Consider the following 20,148-nt stretch of genomic DNA (forward strand, 5'->3'; position numbering starts at 1 on the left):
CGAGGATTTGTTTTGTCACAACTGCAAGCCGATGCACTGACGGCTGAAGTCGTTGCCGAGTATCTGAAAGACCATCCCGATTTCTTCCAGCAGCGTCCTGATCTGGTTGATCAAATGGCCCTGCCGCATCAGCAGCTCGGGTCAGTGTCTCTGGTTCATGTTCAACTGGCGCGTCAGCGCCAGCGGATTGAAGAGCTGGAGGAGGAGATCACCACTCTGATGTCGCTGGCTGCGAATAATGATCGCACGTTTCATGAGTTTATGGACCTGCAGGAGCAGATTCTGCAATGTTCTCATCTGCATGCGGTATGCCGGGCGATAGAGACCAAAGCACAGCTGCTGGGGCTGAAAGCTTACGTCCGCCTGCTGGACCACCCTCATCCGCGCTATACTTGGTCTAAAGAGCAGTGGCAGCGTTTTTCTACCAACCATTTCAACGGCAAAAGCGCCTATCTGGGCCGCTTGCGTCAGGCTGATCGCCAGCTGCTGTTTGGTGAAGACACGTCCGCTCCCGAGATGGGGTCGTATGTCGTGTTGCCTTTGGTGCAGCGCAGTGCGCAGGGGGTACTGGCGTTTGCCAGCGAAGATGGCGGCCACTTCCAGCCTTGTATGGATACCTTGTTCCTGCGTCATCTGGCGCTGGTGCTGTCCCATCTGATCGAAATTTTACCCTGGCAGGTGAACGAGCATGACCGAATCAGTCACCCCACTGCCTGATAGTCTGATCAGGCCGCTGGAACGATTCTACGAATATTTGCGCAGCGAGAAAGGCCTCAGCCTGCACACGCAGCGCAATTATAAACAGCAACTTGGTGCCATGGCTGAGCATTTGTGCCAGTTGGGTGTCCGTCACTGGCAGCAGGTCGATGCCGGCTGGGTACGCCAGCTGGCCAGTAAAGGGATGCGTGATGGCATGAAAGCCAGCAGCCTGGCGACCCGCCTCTCTTCCCTGCGCAGTTTTTTCGACTTTCTCATCCTGCGTGGTGAGCTGAGTGCCAATCCGGCCAAAGGCGTATCGGCGCCGCGTAAGCAGCGTCCGCTGCCGAAAAATCTTGATGTCGATGAAATGGCGCAGCTGCTGGAAGTCGACGAAGATGACCCGTTGTCCATCCGTGACCGTGCGATGATGGAGCTGATGTACGGCGCCGGTTTGCGTCTGGCGGAACTGGTGGCGATTGATGTGCGCGATATCAGCCTGCGCAGCGGTGAAATCCGGGTGCTGGGTAAAGGCAACAAAGAGCGTAAAGTCCCGTTTGCCGGCCAGGCCAAAGAGTGGGTTGGCCGATGGCTTAAAGTACGCAGCGCGCTGCTCAAAGGTCCGGAACCGGCTCTGTTTATCTCCAAACTTGGGGGGCGGATTTCCCATCGCAGTGTGCAGAAACGTATGGCGGAGTGGGGGCAGAAACAATCGGTCGCCAGCCATATCAGCCCGCATAAACTGCGCCACTCATTTGCCACTCATATGCTCGAATCGAGTAATAATCTGCGTGCCGTACAGGAGTTGCTCGGCCACGAAAATATTTCCACCACCCAGATCTATACCCACCTCGACTTTCAACATCTGGCTCAGGTATACGATCAGGCTCACCCACGCGCCCACAAAAAATCCAAGGAGTAACGGATGCTGATTTACCGCACACTGTCGCCGATTCAGGCAATGACCTTTGACCTCGATGATACGCTGTATGATAACCGTCCGGTTATCCGCCATCTGGAGCAGCAGGTGACCTTGTGGTTAGCGCGTGAACATCCGGTAACGGTGACGCGCAGTGCCGACTGGTGGCAGGCGGTGAAGCGTAAAGTGGTTGAACAGGATGCCTGGCTGAAAAATGACGTGTCATTATGGCGTTTGGTGCAGATCCGCACCGCATTGATGGAGCTGGGGTATCAGCGCCCAGCTGCGCAGCAGGCAGCCGAAGCCGCAATGGCTGAGGTGTTGCGGCTGCGCAATCTGGTGGATGTCCCGGCTGAAACTCACCAAGTGCTGAGCGAACTTGCCGCACGCATGCCGCTGGTGGCGATTACTAATGGTAACGTGGATGCGGAAAAAATCGGTTTGAGCGGCTATTTTAAACAAGTACTGCGTGCCGGTCCTGACGGATATGCTAAACCGCATGCGGATATGTTTAATCAGGCGCGGGAGTGTCTGGATTTACCGGCCAGAGCGATTTTGCACGTCGGTGACCATCCGGTGACGGATGTGCAGGGCGCGCGCCTCAATGGCTTTCAGGCCTGTTGGTATAACGATCAAGGTCTCAACCCGCGTGTAACGCCGAAAACAAAACTGTTACCGGATGTCGAAATCCATGCTTTGTCTCAACTAAAACAGTTAATTATCTGAATAAACATTGTTTTTTGTAAGTGTGATAATTAACTTATTTAGCAGTATCGATTATTGTTATGGGTTTGTGGGCTCACCTTTGTTCTCGTGATGAGTTAGTTGGATGATATGTTAACCGCGTCGCTTTTTATCCCTTTAGATCAGTCTCCGGATCAGAGGCTGGCTGATTTTTCATTCTCGGCGCAAGGTTCATTACTTATTCAGTTGTTTTCCTGCGAAAGCCCGAGCCAGGTTGAGTGCCTGGCACAACAGCTCAAGCGCAAGTTTCCTCAGGCCACCATTATTGGCTTCAGTAGTGGTCAGGTGATCGAACAGGGAGACATTCATCACCAGGGCACTTTGCTGCTGTTTACCGATTTCCATTCCACCCGCCTCAGCTGCGCCCTGACACGTTATTCCGATAATCCCTCCGGTGATACGCAAGTGCTGCTGGAACGCATCGCAATAGAAGCGGATACGTGCGCCATTTTGTGTTTCGCTGCTTATCTGGAAATGGGGCAGCGTTCCGAGCGGGTACGGGCATTTAATCATCTGGCTCCGGGCCTCACTGTTGCTGGTGGTGCGGCCAGTGAAACCGAACGCGGACGTTGGGTGTTACTCGATACCGAGACTTATCAGAACAGTATGGTGGCGGTGGCGCTGCACAGTTCGCAGCTGGAGCTGATCACGCAGGCTTACATCGAGTGGAACCCGATCGGGCGTCATTTCCGCGTCACCGAAGCGCAGGGGAATACTGTCTATCGTCTTAACGGCGAGCCAATCCAGGCAATCTACAACCGCTATCTCGGTGATGGTCAGTCAGTAGCGCTGGAAATGCTGCATAATTTTCCGTTGATTAAAGGCGATCTTGAGCAGCAGGATGTGTATGTGCCGCTCTATGAGCAGGACTCGGGTCTGGTGTTCAGTAAGCCGCTCGCGGTCGGGGATGAAGTACGGTTTAGTTTCGATCACCCGTCGATGACGCTGGAGCAGGTTTATCTCGGCGCGCAGCAGTTACGCAGTTTCCAGCCACAGCAAATCTGGGTTTACAACTGTATCTCACGGCTCGATTTTATCGAGGATAATCAGGAACTGTTACCACTGCAGGCGGTGGCTGAGACCCATGGCAGCTACTGCATGGGTGAGCTGTGGCATGATGGTCAGTTGCTGCGTTCGATGAGTCACAGTCTGACTTACATCGCGCTGCGGGAAGGAGCTAAGCCTGCCGCCGAGCCTGAACCATTTAGCTTCGGCCATCATGACGTGATTGCACCGTTGTTCAGTCTGATCCGTAATTCGCTCAGTGATTTGGATGAGGTTAACCACAACTTATCGCAAAAAATCCAGCGTCAGGCGACAATGATGACCGCCAGCTACCGGATGGATCCGCGTACTGGTTTGCCGAACCGGGTGGTCCTGCGTGAGAAATTACTGCGTATGAGCGACGGCGATCATCTGCTGGTGCTCAAACTGACCAACTTTAATCAAATCAACGAGAAGTATGGTTACCGGGTTGGTGACAAACTGCTGCAGGATCTGAGCAGTCACTTTCAGCATTATTTGCAGCAGCATCTGCCGGGGCGCAGCGAGCTGTTTGCGATCGGGGTCGGCGAGTGGGCCACGATATTCGCCAGTGCCGCCGATGCCGACTTTATTCATCTGACTTTTTCAAAGTTTGTTGATCAGCTTGAGCATGTCAACTTCGAACCGTTCGGCCTGCCGGAAGTGGATTATGTTTCCGTATCCCTGTGTGCTGGCCTGGTCAGCCGGCGCGATTTTGCTGACAAAACCGCTGATGATCTGCTATTGCGCGCGATAGAAGCTCGCCGCGATGCATATAAGCACAATCGCCATTTCTGTAATGCCAACCGCCTGCGGGCACAGGATGAAGTACGCCAGGAACGGCTGGGATGGCTGTCCTGTGTCAGCCGCGCAGTGTTGAATGACAATGTGCTGGTGTATGCGCAGCCACTCTACCATGCTCACAGTCATCAGCTGGCTTCTTATGAGTGTCTGGTGCGGATTGAAGATGAAGGTGAAGTGATTTTACCGGGGCGCTTTTTACCGATTATCGAGGGTACCCACCTCTATAACCGTCTCAGCCGGCAGATGATTAGTCGTACTTTTGAGCTGATGCGTCATCGCAGTGAAGGATTTTCGATCAACCTGTCTCCGCAGGACTTCATGAGTGAACGCACCCTTATCCATCTGGAAGAGGCGATCAAATCGCTGCCCAATCCACAGCGGGTCGGACTGGAAGTGCTGGAAACCGAACAGATTACCGACTACGGTCATATGATTGATGTCTGTAATCAGTTCCGTGCCCTGGGCGCCAGTATCATTGTTGATGATTTCGGTTCCGGTTATTCCAATATCGATGAAATCGTTAAGCTTGAGCCGCAGGTGATTAAGCTCGACGGTAGCCTGATCCGCAACATCGACCAGGATGTGAAACAGCGCCGTATCGCCCAGCAGCTGGTTAAGTTGTGCCAGGTGCTGAATGCCAAAACTGTGGCTGAGTTTGTTCACAACCAGGACGTGTGTCGTATCAGTGAAGAGATGGGCGTCGACTTTCTGCAGGGCTTCTATCTGGGAGCGCCCGATCGGCTGAAGAAATAGGTGCCTGAGCGGTACTGTCTGCTGACCTGGGCGCAAGAGCGGCAAGAGAAGCCGCTCATCCTGCGATGCAACCCTGGATTAATTCCCGCCGCCTGACCAGCGGTGGCCGCTTTTGTCGGCCTGAAATACCTGCATAAACTCAGTGAAAAAACGCATCAGCTGAGCGGCATTGTCCGCTTCATCCAGCAGCTGCAGCAACTCACAGCCCACTTCCAGTGTACACAGATGTCCGTCACTTTGATTGCGGCGCAGCTGATAAGCCGACTGCTGCTGCGGCATCAGCTGCATGCGCGGCAGAGTGTCCAGCCACGGACTTTTCCGCACCATTTTTTTCGCTTCCTGCCAGGTGCCGTCCAGCACAATAAAGTGGGGCTGCTGTGCGGCGCGGCGCGCCTGATGCAATACCTGCTGCGGGCTCAGACTCTGTTCATCCGGGTAAACCAGCACTGAATACAGGTTCGGATCAGCGATTCTTTGCTGCAGGCCGGACGAAGGTTCGACCCGGCTCCAGCCAAAGTCCTGGCAGCCGGGGACGGCCGCTCGTAACCAACGTCCGGTATTGGTATCACGCTGGTACTCACTCTCGTGCATCAGCAGTGATAAATGCAACTGGCTGCGCAGTTGCGGAATGCGATCGCAGAGACATTGATGCCGCAGTCCGCAGTTGGTGCAGGCACCGCTCACAACGCCACACCGGACTGATGTGGCGACAGACCGTCAGCAAACAGGGTGACACTGCTGCTGTCTTTGCTGTTGGCCGGCTGGGCGGCACTCGGGTTGAGCGGATAGCTGATGCCATTGTACTGCAGGCGGTGTACTGCGGCGTTAGCGCCGCCGCCGCGCACCGGCAGCAATAGATCTTGCCAGCCATGAGAACTGCTGTCGGCGACCTGGAACGGGGTATTGATCAGGGTAATACGGCTGTTAAAACGCCATTCCTGCTGTTGGTGCTCAAATACCAGCAGGGTACAACCGCCGGAGCCGCACCAGTCCAGCTGAACCAGCAGTTCGGGCTTGGCATCACCGTTTAAGTCGTATTTCAGCCAGCGATAGTGACTGCCTTCGGTCGCGGTGTCATGCAGGGCGAAGTAGCGTCTTACGGCCTGGTCGACGTCCTCTTCAAAGCGGTCACTGGATACCAGTTGCGTAGTGTGGTCAATGACCTGCTTATCGGATCGCAGTGAAGCGTTATCTGCGGAGTACAGCACCAGGCCGCCATCGTTGATCGGATAAACCAGACTACCGACTTGTTCATGGGTGGCGGTGAGACGGTTCCCCTCGCGGGTGAAAATCCGTTGTGACAACAGATACTGCTGCTGGTGGCGGGTCATCACGACCTGGACCTGCTGGCCGCTCAGTTGCTGCCAGTAGCCGCTTTCAACCGTATCGGCACTGCCGTCAGAGTAGTGGTAGCGCGTGGTGGCGCTGTGGTCGCCATTGAGGTTGAGTGTCACACTGAATCCGTTGCTGTGTGTCGCGCTGGCAAAATAGGTGCCGGTCCAGCCGAGTGTGGCATCCTGGTTGCCAAGGGTAGCGCAGCCACGGTACTCACCGCCGTTCAGTTCCAGTTCGGCCTGCCAGCTATACAGGGTATCGCTCATATTATCTGAACAGGTGCCCCGGGTCAGACTGAGCTCACCGCCGTCAAACTGGTAATGACGGACTTGTTCGCTGATATCACGCTCTTCAATCGTAAAGGTCTGTTTTTCTCCGCCGACAGGCTGGAAGGTTAGCCCCTGGCTGCTGAAACTCATCGACCAGAAAGGTTCCGTGCCGAAGGCGCGGGTAGGGGTGGAGACCAAATCGCAGCGATCCGGGTTTTCTGCACTGAGGCGGTTTATCTGCTGCACGACAAAGCGCGCGGTGTAATCGCCGTTGTAACCGGTCTGGCTGGGGGGCGCCAGGTAACCAATCATTTCCCCATACATGATCTGATACGGCGACTGATTGAGCGCCATGGCTTGCTGACTCATCTCCTCGGGTAGATCAAGCCACAGTTGCTGCTGGCTGCCGCACGGGGGTGAAGGAGCGCACCTGATGACCGAGTACGACCTGGCCGCGCAGCACAAAACGCTGCGGATGAATAGAGTCGGGCCGGGTCAGGCTGGCCTGCGGTGCCGGCTTGTCAGCCGGTTGGCCGGAAGGTGTGCCGGCACAGGCTTGCAGCAGGGCGGCGGTCAGGATTGCGGCTGGGATTGTCAGCGCCTTCATGTTATATCTTCCTTGTGACAGAACATTAAACGGATTTCATTATGGCATACTGGCTATTCAAAACAGAACCAGACACTTTTTCTATTGACACTCTGCGGACACAAAAGGTTTCCTGCTGGGACGGTGTGCGCAATTACCAGGCACGGAATATGTTGCGTGATGAGGTTAAAATCGGTGATTTGGTGCTGATTTATCATTCATCGTGTAAGAATGTCGGCGTGGTCGGGATAGCCAGAGTGGTGCGTGAAGCGTATCCGGACCATTTTGCATTTGACCCGGAGAGTGACGGTTTTGACCCCAAATCTTCACCAGATAACCCGCGCTGGGTGATGGTGGATATTGAGTTTGTGCGTAAAACCGAGCGCCTTATCTCACTGGCCGTGCTTAAGGCGATGCCTGAACTGAGCGAATTACCGCTGGTTAAGCGTGGTAATCGCTTATCGGTGATGCCGGTCAGTGAGTCTGAGTGGCAGGCGATTTTAACCAAAGAGGCCTGGCCCAAATAGACATTTCCCCACCAGGAATGACCCGGTTAAGCGACGCCGTTAAAGCAAAACAGGCAGCCCGGGCTGCCTGTTGATGTGGAATAACTGGTCGCGGGTCATACCGCCTTGGGTTCAGCGGCCGTGGTTACAGCAGATGCTGCTGCAGGTAGTGCGCCACGGCATCATCGGCATGGCTGCCAATCACTTCATTGTCAGGCAGAGCGCGGAAGACTTTTTCATGCGCCGTACCCATCACCAGACCTTTGCCTGCCATGGCCAGCATTTCGGCATCATTCATACCGTCGCCGAATGCGATGCAGTGGTCCAGGGTCAGCCCCAGAGATTCAGCCACTGCCTGCAGTGCATGGCCCTTAGACACACCGGCAGACATCACTTCCAGACACCAAGGCGTTGAAAAAGCCACATTGAGCTCATCACCAAATTGCTGATTGATGAGTGTTTCGAATCGAGTCAGCAGTTCATGATCGCGTTCTTCATGGGTGAAGAAGATTTTGGCAATGCCGTCGGTCGGTGCGTTATCGGCATCAAACTGTTGCGACGCAAAGCCCGATTCTTCGTGGAACTGACGCAGCAGTTCATTCTCACGACTCAGCAGCCAGTCATCGTTGCGGTACAGGTGGATATACAGTCCCGGCTCGTTTTTCACCAGGTCGATGATCGCCTGCACCCGGTGCGGCGGGACATTCTTGCTGTACATTTCACGGTTGTCCTGGTCGTGAACCCGGGCACCGTTCGAAGTAATCATGTAGGCCGGGATACCGGCGATCTCGCGGATTCCAGCGACATCAATGTGGTGACGACCAGTGGCAAAAATGAACGTGTAGCCTTGCTGATGAAGCTGTTGCAGGGTCTGCTTGGAAAACGGGCTCAGCTGGTGGTTCGGCGCCAGCAGCGTGCCATCCAGATCGGAAGCGACGATGCGAAACGGGGATGGATTACGTTCAGTAGTCATATAACTCTCTTGATCACAGTGGAAACAGGTCGAAGACGGTGCGCGCTTCTGGTCATCCAGTTTACGCGATGCGAAAGAGGAAAAAGAGGGTAAAACTAAGCGGACAAAATTTCCTCTATTTGTCCGCTCCTGCCGCTGCTAACCAGCGTGTGTCTGTTCGGCTTTGGCGAAATGAGCCAGCATGGCATCGAGAGCCTGATTGCGATACGGGTCTCGTTCAAACAGCACTTCATGCCGGGCTCCGGCGATGACCTCAATGCTGCTGGCCGGATTGGTGCGCGCCAGTTTGGTGATAAAACGGACCTGGGCTGCATTGCTGACAATCGTGTCTGCTTCGGCTTGCAGTACTAAGGTCGGGATGCGGATCTGCCGCGTCAGCTGGATACACTGTTTGGCGGCCATCAGACCCTGCCACACCCAGCGTGTGCTCGGGCCGCCCAGCTTAAGTTCGGGTTTTTGTTCGTACAGCTCGCGAAACCAGCGATAGCGTACCTCACTTTGGGTCAGCGGGTTGATTTCAAAAGGTTTCGCATAGTAGGCGCTGTAGCCCGGCGCATAAGTCGGCTTACGGTAGAGAGCGGTCATGAACTGGGTCAGCGGCATGGCGACCGGGCGCAGTTGCCACGGCATGCTGACACCAAACATCGGAGCACTCAGTGCCATGGCACTGAAATCATGATGGGGATGCGTCTGGACGTAGCGGGTAACCACGGCGCCCCCCATTGAATGCCCCAACAGAAAACGCTGCTGGTAACGGCGCAGATCCCACATGGCCACTAATCCGGACAAATCCTGCACATAGTCATCAAACTCGCCGACAAAGCCCATTTCCCGCTCTTCAATCAGGCGGTCCGACAGCCCCTGGCCACGATGGTCATAGGCATAAATGTCGTAACCCTGCTGAAACAGATCATAAAACAGCTCCTGATACTTCCAGGCTGACTCGATACGTCCATTTACGACGACAATCACTTTATCGTGTGCGGGATCGGTCAGTGAACACCAGAAGAGTCGGGTGTTATCAAACGAGCGGTAGTAACCTTCATTGCGTGTTTGCCATAAATCAGCGACAGGGTGGTGGATTGCATACTCAAAGTTTGACTCTTGCGTATAGGTTGAGGCCATAACACTTGCTCAGTTACATCTTCTGGTTGGTGGGCGGAAACAGGTTTTACTGCGGTTAGAATAAGCGAGTTGCGAGGAAATGCAATGGCTATACAATCCGGGGTGGAGCAGAGAGCGTAGGCCCGTTGATGGCGGCACGCCAGTCATGCCCTCCACCGTTCCGATTAAATGAATTTTTTTGTGATGAGCAGGTGACGCGCATTGACGCGTGTTTTTTTATACTTAGGATATGCGGATATTCGCATGTATTTGAGGTGAGTGATGCTACCGCACCAATTTTTTAAACTGCTGGCCGATGAGACCCGTCTGCGCTGCCTGTTGCTGATCGCACGTGAGCGGCGCTTGTGCGTCTGTGAACTGACTTATGCGCTGCAGGAAAGTCAGCCTAAAATTTCCCGCCACCTGGCTCAGTTGCGGCAAAGTGGGGTTCTGCTGGATGAACGTCAGGGACAATGGGTGTTTTACCGTTTGTCACCGGCGCTGCCAGCCTGGTTGCAGACAGTGATTGACGGTTTGCAGCAGGCCGACAATCTGCAGCAGCAATATGTACGAGACAGTGAACGGCTGCAGGATATGGCGGAGCGTCCTTGCTGTTAATCAGTTTAGAATAATAAGTCGTTGGTAAGGTTAGGGAGAACAATAATGAACCAGACAGGGAAAAAGCCCCCGCTCGCACAGTCGGGATATGGCGTGTTGGCGCCGTTTGCGGAGGGGCGAGTATGACCCATCCAATCTGGGAGCTGGCGGTGGAAAAGGCGGCGTTGGTGCTGATGCCGTGTCCGGGCACCCGGCAGGTCACCTTATTAGATAGCCTGAAACAGCTTAAACAAAGTGGTGTGACCGTGATCGTCAGTGCGATAACCCGTGAAGAAATGACCGCAAAACAGGTCGAATCGCTGGGTCAGACCGCGCAGGGTTTAGGGCTGGGCTGGATTCACTTGCCGATTGAAGACAACAGTGTGCCCAGCGCGTTGTTTACTGAACATTGGCCGACGGTGAGCGTGCAGCTGCGTGCTGCACTCAAACGAGGCAATAAAGTGGCGTTGCACTGTATGGGAGGCTCCGGCCGCACCGGACTGCTGGCGGCGCATGTCTTACTCGATTGTGGTTGGCCGCTGACACAGTGTATCAGTGACATTCAGGCGCTACGCCCCGCTGCCTTTTCAAGTGCACAGCAGCGAGCGTACATTGAGCAGGTGGCGACAAGTCGTTAATCGGGTTTTAGGGTTACTATGATCCAAAAGCTAGTCAGGCAGTACCAGGGTAAAGGGACTGCCTGACTTTCGGGCGGCAAACATAGGTTCTGGCGGCAAACATAGGTTGTTCAGGCCATATCAGGCGACTGGCCACCCGTCTTTGGGTGTCTTGGGCTTGAGCAGGGTGGCCAGCCTTAATCGTCACCTCACCGCCTGCCTGAGGCGGTGAGTGGTGCCGGTGCGTTATCGGACGTGATTACTGTAGCCAGGCGTTAAGCATCCAGAGTAGTTTTTCCTGCTCGCGGATATAGTCACTCATCAGTGCCGCTGTCCCTTCGTCTTCGTTTTCCGCCGCCAGCGCTAACACATGGCGTTGCTGGCTGATAAGGCTGGTAAAGCCTGCGACCAGACCCGTCATCGTGCTGACACCATCTGTCGCATTGGTGTGTTCACGAATATCACTCGCGGCCAGGTAGTCGCTGAAACTGTGCATCGGCTGTGAGCCGAGGGTCAGTACCCGTTCTGCCAGTTCATCGATCTTGACCTGCAGGTCGCTGTAAATCTCTTCAAATTTAGCGTGCAGTTCAAAGAACTCTTTACCCTTGATATTCCAGTGATAACCGCGGGTATTCATGTAGAACACCTGGTAGTTGGCCAGCAGGTGATTGAGCGCCTGCGCCAGTTGCTGACTTTGGGTGTTATTCAGGCCAATAAGAGTCGTCGTCATAACGCTTACCTCGTCTGGTTAAATGCATGGGATGTCTGTGACACCGTTGGAAAAAGAGTACCGCTCTGGTGGCGAAAAGAACAACCGGTTGTGTGCATCGTTGCAATAGGTACAGGCTATTGACTGAGTGCTCTTTTCATCACTTAACCGAGAAACAACACCAGACTTACAATTGGCGGGTCATTCGTTTTATAGTGGTGGCTTAATTTATGAAGAGCATTGCGTATGACCAAGCGAGTGATTTTTTTCGATTTATTGCGCTGCGTGGCCGCAGCGGCGGTAATCGCGATTCATGTTCTGGCGCCTTATCGCTTTGAACTGGGTGAGATTCCGTTTTCACAGTGGGCGACGGCAATCAGTGTCAACGGCATGACCCGTTGGGCTGTTCCGGTGTTTATTTTGATCTCCGGTGCTTTGTTGCTGAGTGATGCCCGACCTTTTGACCTTAGTTATTATGTACGGCGTCGTTTAGGAAAAGTGCTGGTTCCGTTTTTGATCTGGTCGCTGTTCTATGCCTGGTTATCGGGCTGGAGTGCGACCGGTTTTGATGGCAGTACGGCCTGGGAGGTGTTGCAACACAGCCCGCAGCATGAAACCTACTACCATTTGGGCTTCTTCTATTATTTCATCCCGCTGTATCTGCTGATTCCATTGTTACAGTGGCTGGTGAAACGCGTTGATGATGTGGCCATTTATGCGCTGGTCGCGGTGTGGATGTTTACCTCAGTGCTGTTCCTGTATGGTTTCGATGGTGCATGGAGTAATCAGTACTGGTTATACAGTGGCTATCTGCCACTCGGTTACCTGCTGTATAAAAAGCTGCCGATCAATCGCTATGTCGTACTGGGTGCTGTAGTGCTCGGTGTTGCGGCATTGTATATGACGGTGTCGACCGTGATTTCTGAAAGCCTGCACTATCAGGCTTATACGATTTGGCGCTGGTTCTCGTATAAAACCCTCAATACCATACTCGCGGCCAGCATGATCTTTATTCTGTGCCGGGCTTATGCTGACCGGCTCTCCGCCGGAGCACAGCGCGTGGTGGGCTTTATCAGCCAGCACAGCCTGGGGATCTATCTGCTCCATCCGCTGTTTTTGTGGCCAATGAAGGCATTTGGTTGGCATCAGGGGCATCCGGGTTGGGTGATCCCGCTGTGGGTAGTGGTTGCCGGGGCCGCATCTCTAGCACTGAGCTGGTTGTTATCACGCAGTGCCAAGACCCGTTGGTTACTGCCCTGAATGGTGGAATGTGACGACATTTTACGCCTGGCGTCACATTTCCTTATCAGGAATGCAGATGAAGCTGGAAGTGCGGGTAAGCCCGCCTTATCTATAACTTAACGGGATTGTCAGCCGCAGCACGTCCTGCCGCTATCGATGGAGTAAGGGAGTTACTGATGTCCGATGTTGAACAGGTTGTAGTACGTACGCGTAAACTTGAGGAGCTGTTGCGTCAGCAATACCATGCTCATGGTGATGGGTTACATCAGTTGATCAGCAGTTGTGAAGAACGTTTGCCGCACGACGTGATTGTCAAATTACGTTATGTTGCCACGGTGGAGGACAAAGCCGATGGCGAGGCTGGGTTTCAGTTGCAAGATCGCAAAGCATTTCTTGCGGTATGTCGCGAGTGTGAAAAAGAACTGACTCCGCGCAGCGGGCGTTTTATCTGGCGCGTGGCATTGATGCTGATGATGCTGATGACTCTGGCCGCGTTGGTGGTGTATTACATCCACTGGGAGGAGCTGTTACAGCATTTGCGCTGAACGCTTATCCGCTATATTGCTTTTTGCAATCAAACGGCTTGTTTTTACAATGAAAAAGGACGCGCAAGCGTCCTTTTTGTTTCTGTTCAGATGATCAGTACATCATCGGCAGTGTCATCAAACCAATGATTACTGCGATCATTACTAATCCCTGTTTTTGAGATGAAGAAATCATAACACTGCTCCTTTCGCCGTTGTCTCATCTTGTGTAATCAGAATAACACTAGTTTGTCGGCTTGATCAATACCATTTGTTTAAACATCTTAAAATTACCAATCTTGTTCGCAAATACTGCCCATAAATGGTGAGTTTTATGTGTTGTTTTGGTGCGTTCATCAATTAATCGATGTGGGTGTTGGTTGTGCAAATTTTTATTTAAATATATGTTTTTATTGGTTTTAATATTTCATTGATATGGGTGTTAATATGACTTTGTCATGTTTTTGCTGGCTAGTGGTGTGGTGCTTGTAAAATTTTAGCTAATTATCATTTTATAAGAATAATATTTTATCTGATGAGAGTTAATCTCATTTGATTCTGGTTTGTCCAGTGATTTGTCGTCATCAAGTTGGTGAACTGATAAAAAAGTTAGCCTGGTTTGGTGTAACAGCTTTTAATCTTATTTTTTAATATAACTCATTGTTTTTTATTTTAATGTTTGTTTATTTTTTCTTTATATCTATGAGTATTTGGCAGTTATTGGTTTTATTTCGAGGTTTAAAACAATGTTTTTATTATCTGGAGGTGGCTGGCTCGGTTTTCTCGCGCTTGTTGAGCGATAACTAGACAGCGCCCCGTGAGTGGTTGAGTAACCCTGCTGGCAGCGTGATGTGAATCGCTATCAAGATCGAACTTTTGTGGTTCGCTTCTGGACATCAACTCTGACATGCCTACACTTGGCGGCAGAATGAAAATCAGGTCTGGCATGCAGCGTCAGGAGGCTGGGTGTTAACGGGGGGTTATTCGTATTTCTGCATTGGAAAACAACAAATTAAAGCATGCTTTACTGCTGAGAATGCTAAGTCTGACCTTGCTGTTATTGATTACTCTCGAGCAGTATTCAGGGTTGAATACGCCTCTGGCCTGGGTCGTGACCGGTTTGGCTGCGGCTGTGGCGGCCGATGGTTTGCGTCTGATGGCAGCGAAACCACGAGCCAGCTTTATTGCTTTTCTTCTCGCTCAGCTGTGCTACAGCGCAGCTTTCTGGGTGCAGAATAGCGCAGCAATGGTGTGGTGGCTGCCTGCGTTGCTGATCGCGGCAGCGATTGTCGGATTCTTTCTTGTTCTGCCGCAACTGGAGCGACGAATTGTGCCGGTCAGTCTGATGGGGCTGACGTTACTGCAGCTGATCTGGGCGGGCGGACAAATCTGGCTGACTACACATACTTTAGCCTCCCTGGTCGGGGTGTTAGCCAGTCTGACCATGGCGGCTTCTGCCGTGCTACTGGCCATTAATACCTATCGCCGGATGTTGCCCGGCGGCCAGCCTCTGGTTTCGCTGACCTGCCTGCTGTCCCAGGCGCTGATTGTCGTCTCTGTGCTGCTGTTGCCCTGAGCCAAATCAAAGTAATCTCTCGCCGGGCGAGTTAAAGTTAAGGCTTTACTGATGACGATGAGAGACACCATGAGTACAGAGATTCACGCCCATAAAGTGCTGGAGTTAATCAAACAGCAGCCAATGACCGAACCGGAATTGCGTGCCGCGGCGTTACGCGCATTTGGCGCCCAGGCTCAGTTTCGAACCTGTAAACGCAGTGGTTTTGATCTCGACAGCTTACTGTTCTTTTTTCAGCAGCAGCAAAAAGTGTTGGTGACCGATGGAGTGTGGTATTTCAACCCGGCGCGTATTTGTCAGCATTAATCCTGGTTCGGGATTAGATTGACCCCGATATGCATCGAAATCGATAAGCGGCGCTGATATACTGCGCAAAATTTTCGATTGATTGAGGTGTTATGGAAATTCTATCGGCTGCAACCATGCTGTTTTTGATCATGGATCCGCTGGGCAATTTACCCGTTGTTTTGTCTATTCTTAAACACCTCGACCCCAAACGCCGCCGCATTGTATTGATTCGTGAATTGCTGTTTGCGTTGGTGATTCTGATGCTGTTCCTGTTTGCCGGCAAATCCATCCTCACTTTTCTGCATGTCGAACCGGAAACGCTGAGTATTTCCGGTGGCGTGATCCTGTTTATCATTGCGATAAAAATGATTTTTCCCAGCGCGGGCAGTATTACCGGCCTGGCTGCCGGGGAAGAGCCGTTCATTGTTCCTATGGCAATCCCTATGATTGCTGGTCCGTCGGTGATTGCGGCGCTGCTGCTGCTGTCGACTCAGTATCCGCATCAGTTGATGGAGCTGTCTGCCGCGGTGCTGATTGCCTGGTCCGGGACGTTTCTGGTCCTGATGTTCTACGGATTCTTCCACCGGGTATTGGGCGAGCGCGGCCTCAAAGCGGTGGAACGCCTGATGGGGTTACTGCTGGTGATGGTGTCGACTCAGATGTTCCTCAACGGCATCAAAAGCTACATGGAAATGTAAGCATAAAAAAACCGCCTGACGGCGGTTTTTTTACATCATGTGTTTGCGGCGAATATCGAGCAGGGCGAAAATGCCAAACACCAGGATTGACCATTTTTCTCCGCGGCTCATGTTGATCTTGTCGCCGAAGGCTCCGATAAAGATCAGCGCTTGCAGGCCATGCATCATCAGCAGGAAAGCCGCCATGATGTACAGGGCAATGGCAGCTTTGCCCGGAAACGGCATCACGATGTTGATCAGCAGAATCAGCCAGACAAAGCCGATGGCCATTTTGGCCAGCGTCAGTAAGATTTTCATGCACTCGTCCTTTCAAACAGGCGGTAGCAGACCTGGCCGGCGGTTTTTTCCCGGTACAGTTCCCAGTTGGGCGGCAGATCCGCCATCGCTAACTCTTTTTCACACTCAATATAAATCATCGCGTTGTCGGCAAGCCATCCATTTTGCTCCAGTAATGCCACGCTTTCTTGTAACAAACCTTGACGGAACGGCGGATCGATAAACACCACATCATAGGCCTGGCCGCTCTGACGCAAAAAGGCCAGTGAGTCGGTGTGAATCGCTTCAATGTTGGTCGCTTTCAGGCTGGCGATGTTGGTTTTGAGCTGGCTAAACGCCTGGCTATTCATCTCCAGCATGGTGACTTTGTCGGCCTGACGTGAGGCAGATTCAAACCCCAGTCCGCCCGAACCGGCAAACAGGTCGAGACATTTGGCATGAGGGATGTCCTGAGCCAGCCAGTTAAACAGGGTTTCTTTGACCCTGTCTGTGGTCGGGCGCAGGCCTTCGGCGTCATGGACCGGAAGTTTTCTCCCGCGCCACAGACCGCTGATGATTCGCACTTGACCACTTGGGGCCTGTTTTTGTGATGGGTTTTGCTGACGACGTCTTGGCATAGATTTTTTGACCGCGAATTAAGTGTTACTATAGCCAGTCTGTATGCGTTTTTACTGGCATCACAGAGGATTGGCTCTCAGAATCAGGGCAAAGTGTAGCAAGCAAGCGTAAAAGTTTTCACTGCTTTGTCACTTTTCTTTGCCGAAAAGAGCAAATTAGTAGTCTCAGCTCAGTATACCCAAGTGACCTTGCCTGGCCTGGCGCACAGGTGGTGCGTGAGATGACTTAGGTATGATTTGTTAAATAAATCCAGGATAACCCCAGATGACGGAAAAGAAGAAGCGTGGCTTACTGTCATGGCTTGGCTTTGGTGATGAAGAACCAGGGCAGAAACCAGCAACCGAAAACGAACTTGAGCAGCAACCCGATGTAGAGCCATCCCAGCCGGAGGTTGAAGAGCCACAGGCTACGCGAGCAGAAGCAGAAGCAGAAGAGACATCTGAGCTGCCGGCTGAGCAAGAGATTGAACCTGAGATTGAGCCTGAACCTGAGATTGTACAACCGGCTGTGGTTGAACAAGAAAAGCCGACCGAAAGCTTTTTCGCCCGCCTGAAACGCAGTCTGAGCCGCACCAAAGCCAACATAGGTGCAGGTTTCTTCGGCCTGTTTAAAGGCAAGAAGATTGACGACGATCTGTTTGAAGAGCTGGAAGAGCAACTGCTGGTGGCCGATGTCGGTATGGACACCACCTTGAAGATCATCCAGAACCTGACCGAGAAATCGACCCGTCAGCAGCTGCGTGATGGTGAAGCCCTGTACGGACTGCTGAAAGAAGAGATGGGTGAAATCCTGTCTCAGGTTGAGCAGCCGCTGCAAGTCGACAGTTCAAAAACGCCGTACGTGATCCTGATGGTCGGTGTAAATGGCGTGGGTAAAACCACCACCATTGGTAAGCTGGCCAAACAGTTTCAGTCAGAAGGCAAGAAAGTCATGCTGGCTGCCGGCGATACTTTCCGCGCTGCTGCGGTTGAGCAGCTGCAGGTCTGGGGTCAGCGTAACAATGTGCCGGTGATTGCGCAGCATACGGGTGCCGACAGTGCGTCGGTTATCTACGATGCGATTGAAGCGGCCAAAGCGCGCGGTGTTGATGTGGTGATTGCTGATACGGCCGGGCGTCTGCAGAACAAAGCCAATCTGATGGAAGAGCTGCGTAAGATTGTCCGCGTGATGAAGAAGATTGATGAGTCGGCACCGCATGAAATCATGCTGACGCTGGATGCTGGTACCGGCCAGAACGCGATCAGCCAGGCCAAACTGTTCAGTGACGTGGCACCATTGACCGGGATTACTCTGACCAAACTGGATGGCACAGCGAAAGGTGGTGTGATCTTTGCGCTTGCGGATCAGTTCCAGATCCCGATCCGCTACATTGGTGTGGGCGAGGGCATCGACGATTTACGTCCGTTTGCCAGCCAGGAATTTATTGACGCGCTGTTCAGCCGCGAAGAGTAAACCGAATGGAGCGTAGCGCCCGTGTTACTGGCACTGCGCTCTGTATTCACAGGGGAAGGATGCGTGATTAAGTTTCAACAAGTAAGTAAAGCCTACCGTGGCGGACGTCAGGCGCTGCAGAAAGTCGATTTTCATTTGCGCCGGGGCGAAATGGCCTTTCTCGGTGGACATTCCGGAGCGGGGAAAAGCACGCTGCTCAAGCTGATTTGTGCGATTGAGCGGCCGAATGACGGCAAAATCAGTTTCAACGGGCACGATATTACCCGTATTCCCAGCAAAGACATTCCTTTCCTGCGCCGCAATATCGGTATTGTGTTTCAGGAGCATCGTTTGCTGATGGATCGCAGCGTGTATGAAAACGTGGCGCTGCCGATGCGGATAGAATCGATCGCGGAAAGTGAGATTAAACGCCGGGTTAATGCGGCGCTGGATAAAACCGGCCTGCTGGATAAAGCTCGCAGCCTGCCGACTCAGCTGTCCGGTGGTGAACAGCAGCGGGTGGGCATTGCCCGAGCGGTGGTTAACCGTCCGACCTTACTGCTGGCTGATGAGCCAACCGGTAACCTGGATCCGGAGCTATCCAACCTTATCCTGCGTCTGTTCGAAGAGTTCAACCGCGCCGGAGTGACGATTCTGCTGGCGACGCACGATATTAATCTGGTCAATTCCCGGCCTCAGTATCGTCATCTGGAGCTTAACCAGGGCTTTTTGAGCGAGGTAGAAGATTATGGCCATTAAGCCAAAGGGTAACACTGCTAATGCGCGCAAGCCTGCGGTCGGACGGGATAAGAAACGCGCCAAAACCGATAGCTTTTTTACGGTACATCGTAAACAGGCCAAAGCCTCGTTTTCGGCGTTATGGCAGCGTCCGCTTGGTAATCTGCTTACCCTGGCAGTGATCTCAATGGCATTAGCGCTGCCGGCCAGCCTCTATTTACTCAGCAAGAACATCGCGTCGGTGGCGGATAACGTTGCCAGCCCGTCACAAATCAGTATCTATTTACGTGAGGGCACGCCGGAAGCGCGCATCATGGTGCTCAAAGATCAGGTGGAAAGCCGTACTGATGTGGCCAAGGTTGATTATATCTCTTCACAGCAAGGGCTGGATGAGCTCAGCCAGTATGCCGGATTCGATCAGGCGATCAGCCTGCTGGATGAATATGCGCTGCCTGGTGTGCTGGTGATTACCCCGGCGGTAGAAGACAAAGCGCGCATTACGGCGATTGCCCGTTCACTGCATGGTGAAGAAGACGTGACCGATGTTCGTCTGGATGAAGACTGGCTGACCCGTCTGGATGCGATTCGGAATCTGACCACGATCGTCGTGGTTTGCTTGTCGCTGCTGATGCTGGCTTCGGTATTTCTCATCGTCGGCAACACGCTGCGCTTTAATGTCCAGGCCAATAAAGATGAAATCCAGACCATGAAGCTGATTGGTGCGACCGACAGCTATATCTTGCGTCCTTATCTGTATTCCGGGATGTGGTTCGGTTTCCTCGGTGCAATGACCGCCTGGCTGATGACGGCGCTGATCACCATTTTACTCAATGGTGCGGTGGAAGAGTTAGCCCGTCTGTATGACAGTCGTTTTCGTCTAATCGGCCTGAGCTGGGATGAATCTTTGCTGCTGCTGATGCTGGGTACACTGCTCGGTTGTGTGGCTGCGCGGGTATCTGCGCGTCGCCATTTACGCGAGATTGAACCAGTTTAATTGCCGGCGGTCATATTACTGCAAAGTTGTTTTGTCACCCTGGGGGAGTCACTTGTCACTCTCGGCAGTTTGTGCATAATGACCAATCGACCCTTGATCCTTGTTCATTTTGAGTTCAATATTGACGG

General features: G+C 52.8%; 21 protein-coding genes and 1 pseudogene. 15 read left to right on the forward strand and 7 right to left on the reverse strand.

Annotated features, from left to right (window positions below; all coding sequences use genetic code 11):
• Positions 1-12 precede the first annotated feature (12 nt).
• From KNV97_RS19275 to KNV97_RS19290, 4 genes are all read left to right on the forward strand, one after another.
• On the forward strand, positions 13-717 hold the full coding sequence (locus KNV97_RS19275) for a DUF484 family protein (RefSeq protein ID WP_136487321.1): 705 nt from the start codon (positions 13-15) through the stop codon (positions 715-717).
• Positions 689-1,618, forward strand: coding sequence for a tyrosine recombinase XerC (gene xerC / locus KNV97_RS19280; RefSeq protein WP_136487322.1), 930 nt, complete (start codon positions 689-691; stop codon positions 1,616-1,618). Before KNV97_RS19275 ends, xerC begins: the two co-directional genes overlap by 29 nt.
• A gap of 3 nt (positions 1,619-1,621) precedes the next feature.
• Complete coding sequence (gene yigB, locus KNV97_RS19285; protein WP_136487323.1) at positions 1,622-2,341, forward strand: 5-amino-6-(5-phospho-D-ribitylamino)uracil phosphatase YigB; 720 nt, start codon at positions 1,622-1,624, stop codon at positions 2,339-2,341.
• Between the two features lie 108 nt (positions 2,342-2,449).
• The gene (locus KNV97_RS19290; protein ID WP_218563458.1) at positions 2,450-4,939 is read left to right on the forward strand and encodes a bifunctional diguanylate cyclase/phosphodiesterase; all 2,490 of its coding nucleotides are present in this window, start codon (positions 2,450-2,452) and stop codon (positions 4,937-4,939) included.
• A gap of 78 nt (positions 4,940-5,017) precedes the next feature.
• Here the strand turns inward: KNV97_RS19290 and KNV97_RS19295 are convergent, their stop codons facing one another.
• Together KNV97_RS19295 and KNV97_RS19300 are read right to left on the reverse strand one after the other, a co-directional pair.
• Positions 5,018-5,623 (reverse strand): tRNA-uridine aminocarboxypropyltransferase, encoded by a 606-nt coding sequence (locus tag KNV97_RS19295; RefSeq protein WP_136487325.1) that lies wholly within the window; start codon positions 5,621-5,623, stop codon positions 5,018-5,020.
• Positions 5,620-7,150, reverse strand: a pseudogene (locus tag KNV97_RS19300) (COG3650 family protein). The gene KNV97_RS19295 and the pseudogene KNV97_RS19300 overlap by 4 nt, the downstream one beginning before the upstream one ends.
• Positions 7,151-7,191: 41 nt before the next feature.
• On the opposite strand from KNV97_RS19300, the gene KNV97_RS19305 reads away from it, so the two are divergent.
• The gene (locus KNV97_RS19305; RefSeq protein WP_136487327.1) at positions 7,192-7,656 is read left to right on the forward strand and encodes an EVE domain-containing protein; all 465 of its coding nucleotides are present in this window, start codon (positions 7,192-7,194) and stop codon (positions 7,654-7,656) included.
• Between the two features lie 124 nt (positions 7,657-7,780).
• Here KNV97_RS19305 and KNV97_RS19310 read toward each other — a convergent pair whose 3' ends face one another.
• Complete coding sequence (locus KNV97_RS19310) at positions 7,781-8,608, reverse strand: Cof-type HAD-IIB family hydrolase (protein WP_218562596.1); 828 nt, start codon at positions 8,606-8,608, stop codon at positions 7,781-7,783.
• A 138-nt stretch (positions 8,609-8,746) separates the two neighbouring features.
• A complete protein-coding gene (locus KNV97_RS19315) occupies positions 8,747-9,733 on the reverse strand; it encodes an alpha/beta fold hydrolase (RefSeq protein WP_218562597.1) in 987 nt (328 codons plus the stop codon).
• 261 nt (positions 9,734-9,994) lie between these two features.
• On the opposite strand from KNV97_RS19315, the gene KNV97_RS19320 reads away from it, so the two are divergent.
• Both KNV97_RS19320 and KNV97_RS19325 read left to right on the forward strand, forming a co-directional pair.
• Positions 9,995-10,330, forward strand: coding sequence for a metalloregulator ArsR/SmtB family transcription factor (locus tag KNV97_RS19320; protein WP_136487330.1), 336 nt, complete (start codon positions 9,995-9,997; stop codon positions 10,328-10,330).
• Positions 10,331-10,452: 122 nt separating this feature from the next.
• Positions 10,453-10,947 (forward strand): phosphatase domain-containing putative toxin, encoded by a 495-nt coding sequence (locus KNV97_RS19325; protein WP_136487331.1) that lies wholly within the window; start codon positions 10,453-10,455, stop codon positions 10,945-10,947.
• Positions 10,948-11,185: 238 nt separating this feature from the next.
• On the opposite strand, the gene KNV97_RS19330 is transcribed toward KNV97_RS19325, so the two are convergent.
• Positions 11,186-11,656, reverse strand: a complete 471-nt coding sequence (locus KNV97_RS19330) for a Dps family protein (RefSeq protein ID WP_218562598.1) — start codon at positions 11,654-11,656, stop codon at positions 11,186-11,188.
• Between the two features lie 225 nt (positions 11,657-11,881).
• Here KNV97_RS19330 and KNV97_RS19335 point away from each other — a divergent pair, with 225 nt between their 5' ends.
• The 5 genes from KNV97_RS19335 (at position 11,882) to KNV97_RS19355 (ending at position 15,963) form a co-directional block, all read left to right on the forward strand.
• Positions 11,882-12,895, forward strand: coding sequence for an acyltransferase (locus KNV97_RS19335; protein WP_218562599.1), 1,014 nt, complete (start codon positions 11,882-11,884; stop codon positions 12,893-12,895).
• A gap of 158 nt (positions 12,896-13,053) precedes the next feature.
• Positions 13,054-13,422 (forward strand): DUF4145 domain-containing protein, encoded by a 369-nt coding sequence (locus KNV97_RS19340; protein WP_218562600.1) that lies wholly within the window; start codon positions 13,054-13,056, stop codon positions 13,420-13,422.
• A 1,015-nt stretch (positions 13,423-14,437) separates the two neighbouring features.
• Positions 14,438-14,977 carry a lysoplasmalogenase gene (locus tag KNV97_RS19345; RefSeq protein WP_136487361.1) on the forward strand — a complete coding sequence of 180 codons (540 nt, stop codon included), beginning with the start codon at positions 14,438-14,440 and terminating at the stop codon, positions 14,975-14,977.
• Positions 14,978-15,046: 69 nt separating this feature from the next.
• Entirely contained in the window at positions 15,047-15,283 is a 237-nt protein-coding gene (locus KNV97_RS19350) for a YecH family metal-binding protein (RefSeq protein WP_136487335.1), read from the forward strand.
• A 92-nt stretch (positions 15,284-15,375) separates the two neighbouring features.
• Positions 15,376-15,963 (forward strand): YhgN family NAAT transporter, encoded by a 588-nt coding sequence (locus KNV97_RS19355; protein ID WP_218562601.1) that lies wholly within the window; start codon positions 15,376-15,378, stop codon positions 15,961-15,963.
• A 30-nt stretch (positions 15,964-15,993) separates the two neighbouring features.
• Here the strand turns inward: KNV97_RS19355 and KNV97_RS19360 are convergent, their stop codons facing one another.
• Positions 15,994-16,260, reverse strand: coding sequence for a DUF1145 domain-containing protein (locus KNV97_RS19360; RefSeq protein ID WP_218562602.1), 267 nt, complete (start codon positions 16,258-16,260; stop codon positions 15,994-15,996).
• Positions 16,257-16,856, reverse strand: coding sequence for a 16S rRNA (guanine(966)-N(2))-methyltransferase RsmD (gene rsmD / locus KNV97_RS19365; protein ID WP_218562603.1), 600 nt, complete (start codon positions 16,854-16,856; stop codon positions 16,257-16,259). The genes KNV97_RS19360 and rsmD overlap by 4 nt, the downstream gene beginning before the upstream one ends.
• 265 nt (positions 16,857-17,121) lie before the next feature.
• Here rsmD and ftsY point away from each other — a divergent pair, with 265 nt between their 5' ends.
• From ftsY to ftsX, 3 genes are all read left to right on the forward strand, one after another.
• Positions 17,122-18,309, forward strand: a complete 1,188-nt coding sequence (ftsY, locus tag KNV97_RS19370; RefSeq protein WP_218562604.1) for a signal recognition particle-docking protein FtsY — start codon at positions 17,122-17,124, stop codon at positions 18,307-18,309.
• Positions 18,310-18,372: 63 nt separating this feature from the next.
• Entirely contained in the window at positions 18,373-19,047 is a 675-nt protein-coding gene (gene ftsE / locus KNV97_RS19375) for a cell division ATP-binding protein FtsE (protein ID WP_218562605.1), read from the forward strand.
• Complete coding sequence (gene ftsX / locus KNV97_RS19380) at positions 19,037-20,020, forward strand: permease-like cell division protein FtsX (RefSeq protein ID WP_218562606.1); 984 nt, start codon at positions 19,037-19,039, stop codon at positions 20,018-20,020. The genes ftsE and ftsX overlap by 11 nt, the downstream gene beginning before the upstream one ends.
• Positions 20,021-20,148 lie beyond the last annotated feature (128 nt).

This window comes from Vibrio ostreae (genome assembly GCF_019226825.1).
In the GTDB taxonomy this organism is placed as follows: Bacteria; Pseudomonadota; Gammaproteobacteria; order Enterobacterales; family Vibrionaceae; genus Vibrio; species Vibrio ostreae.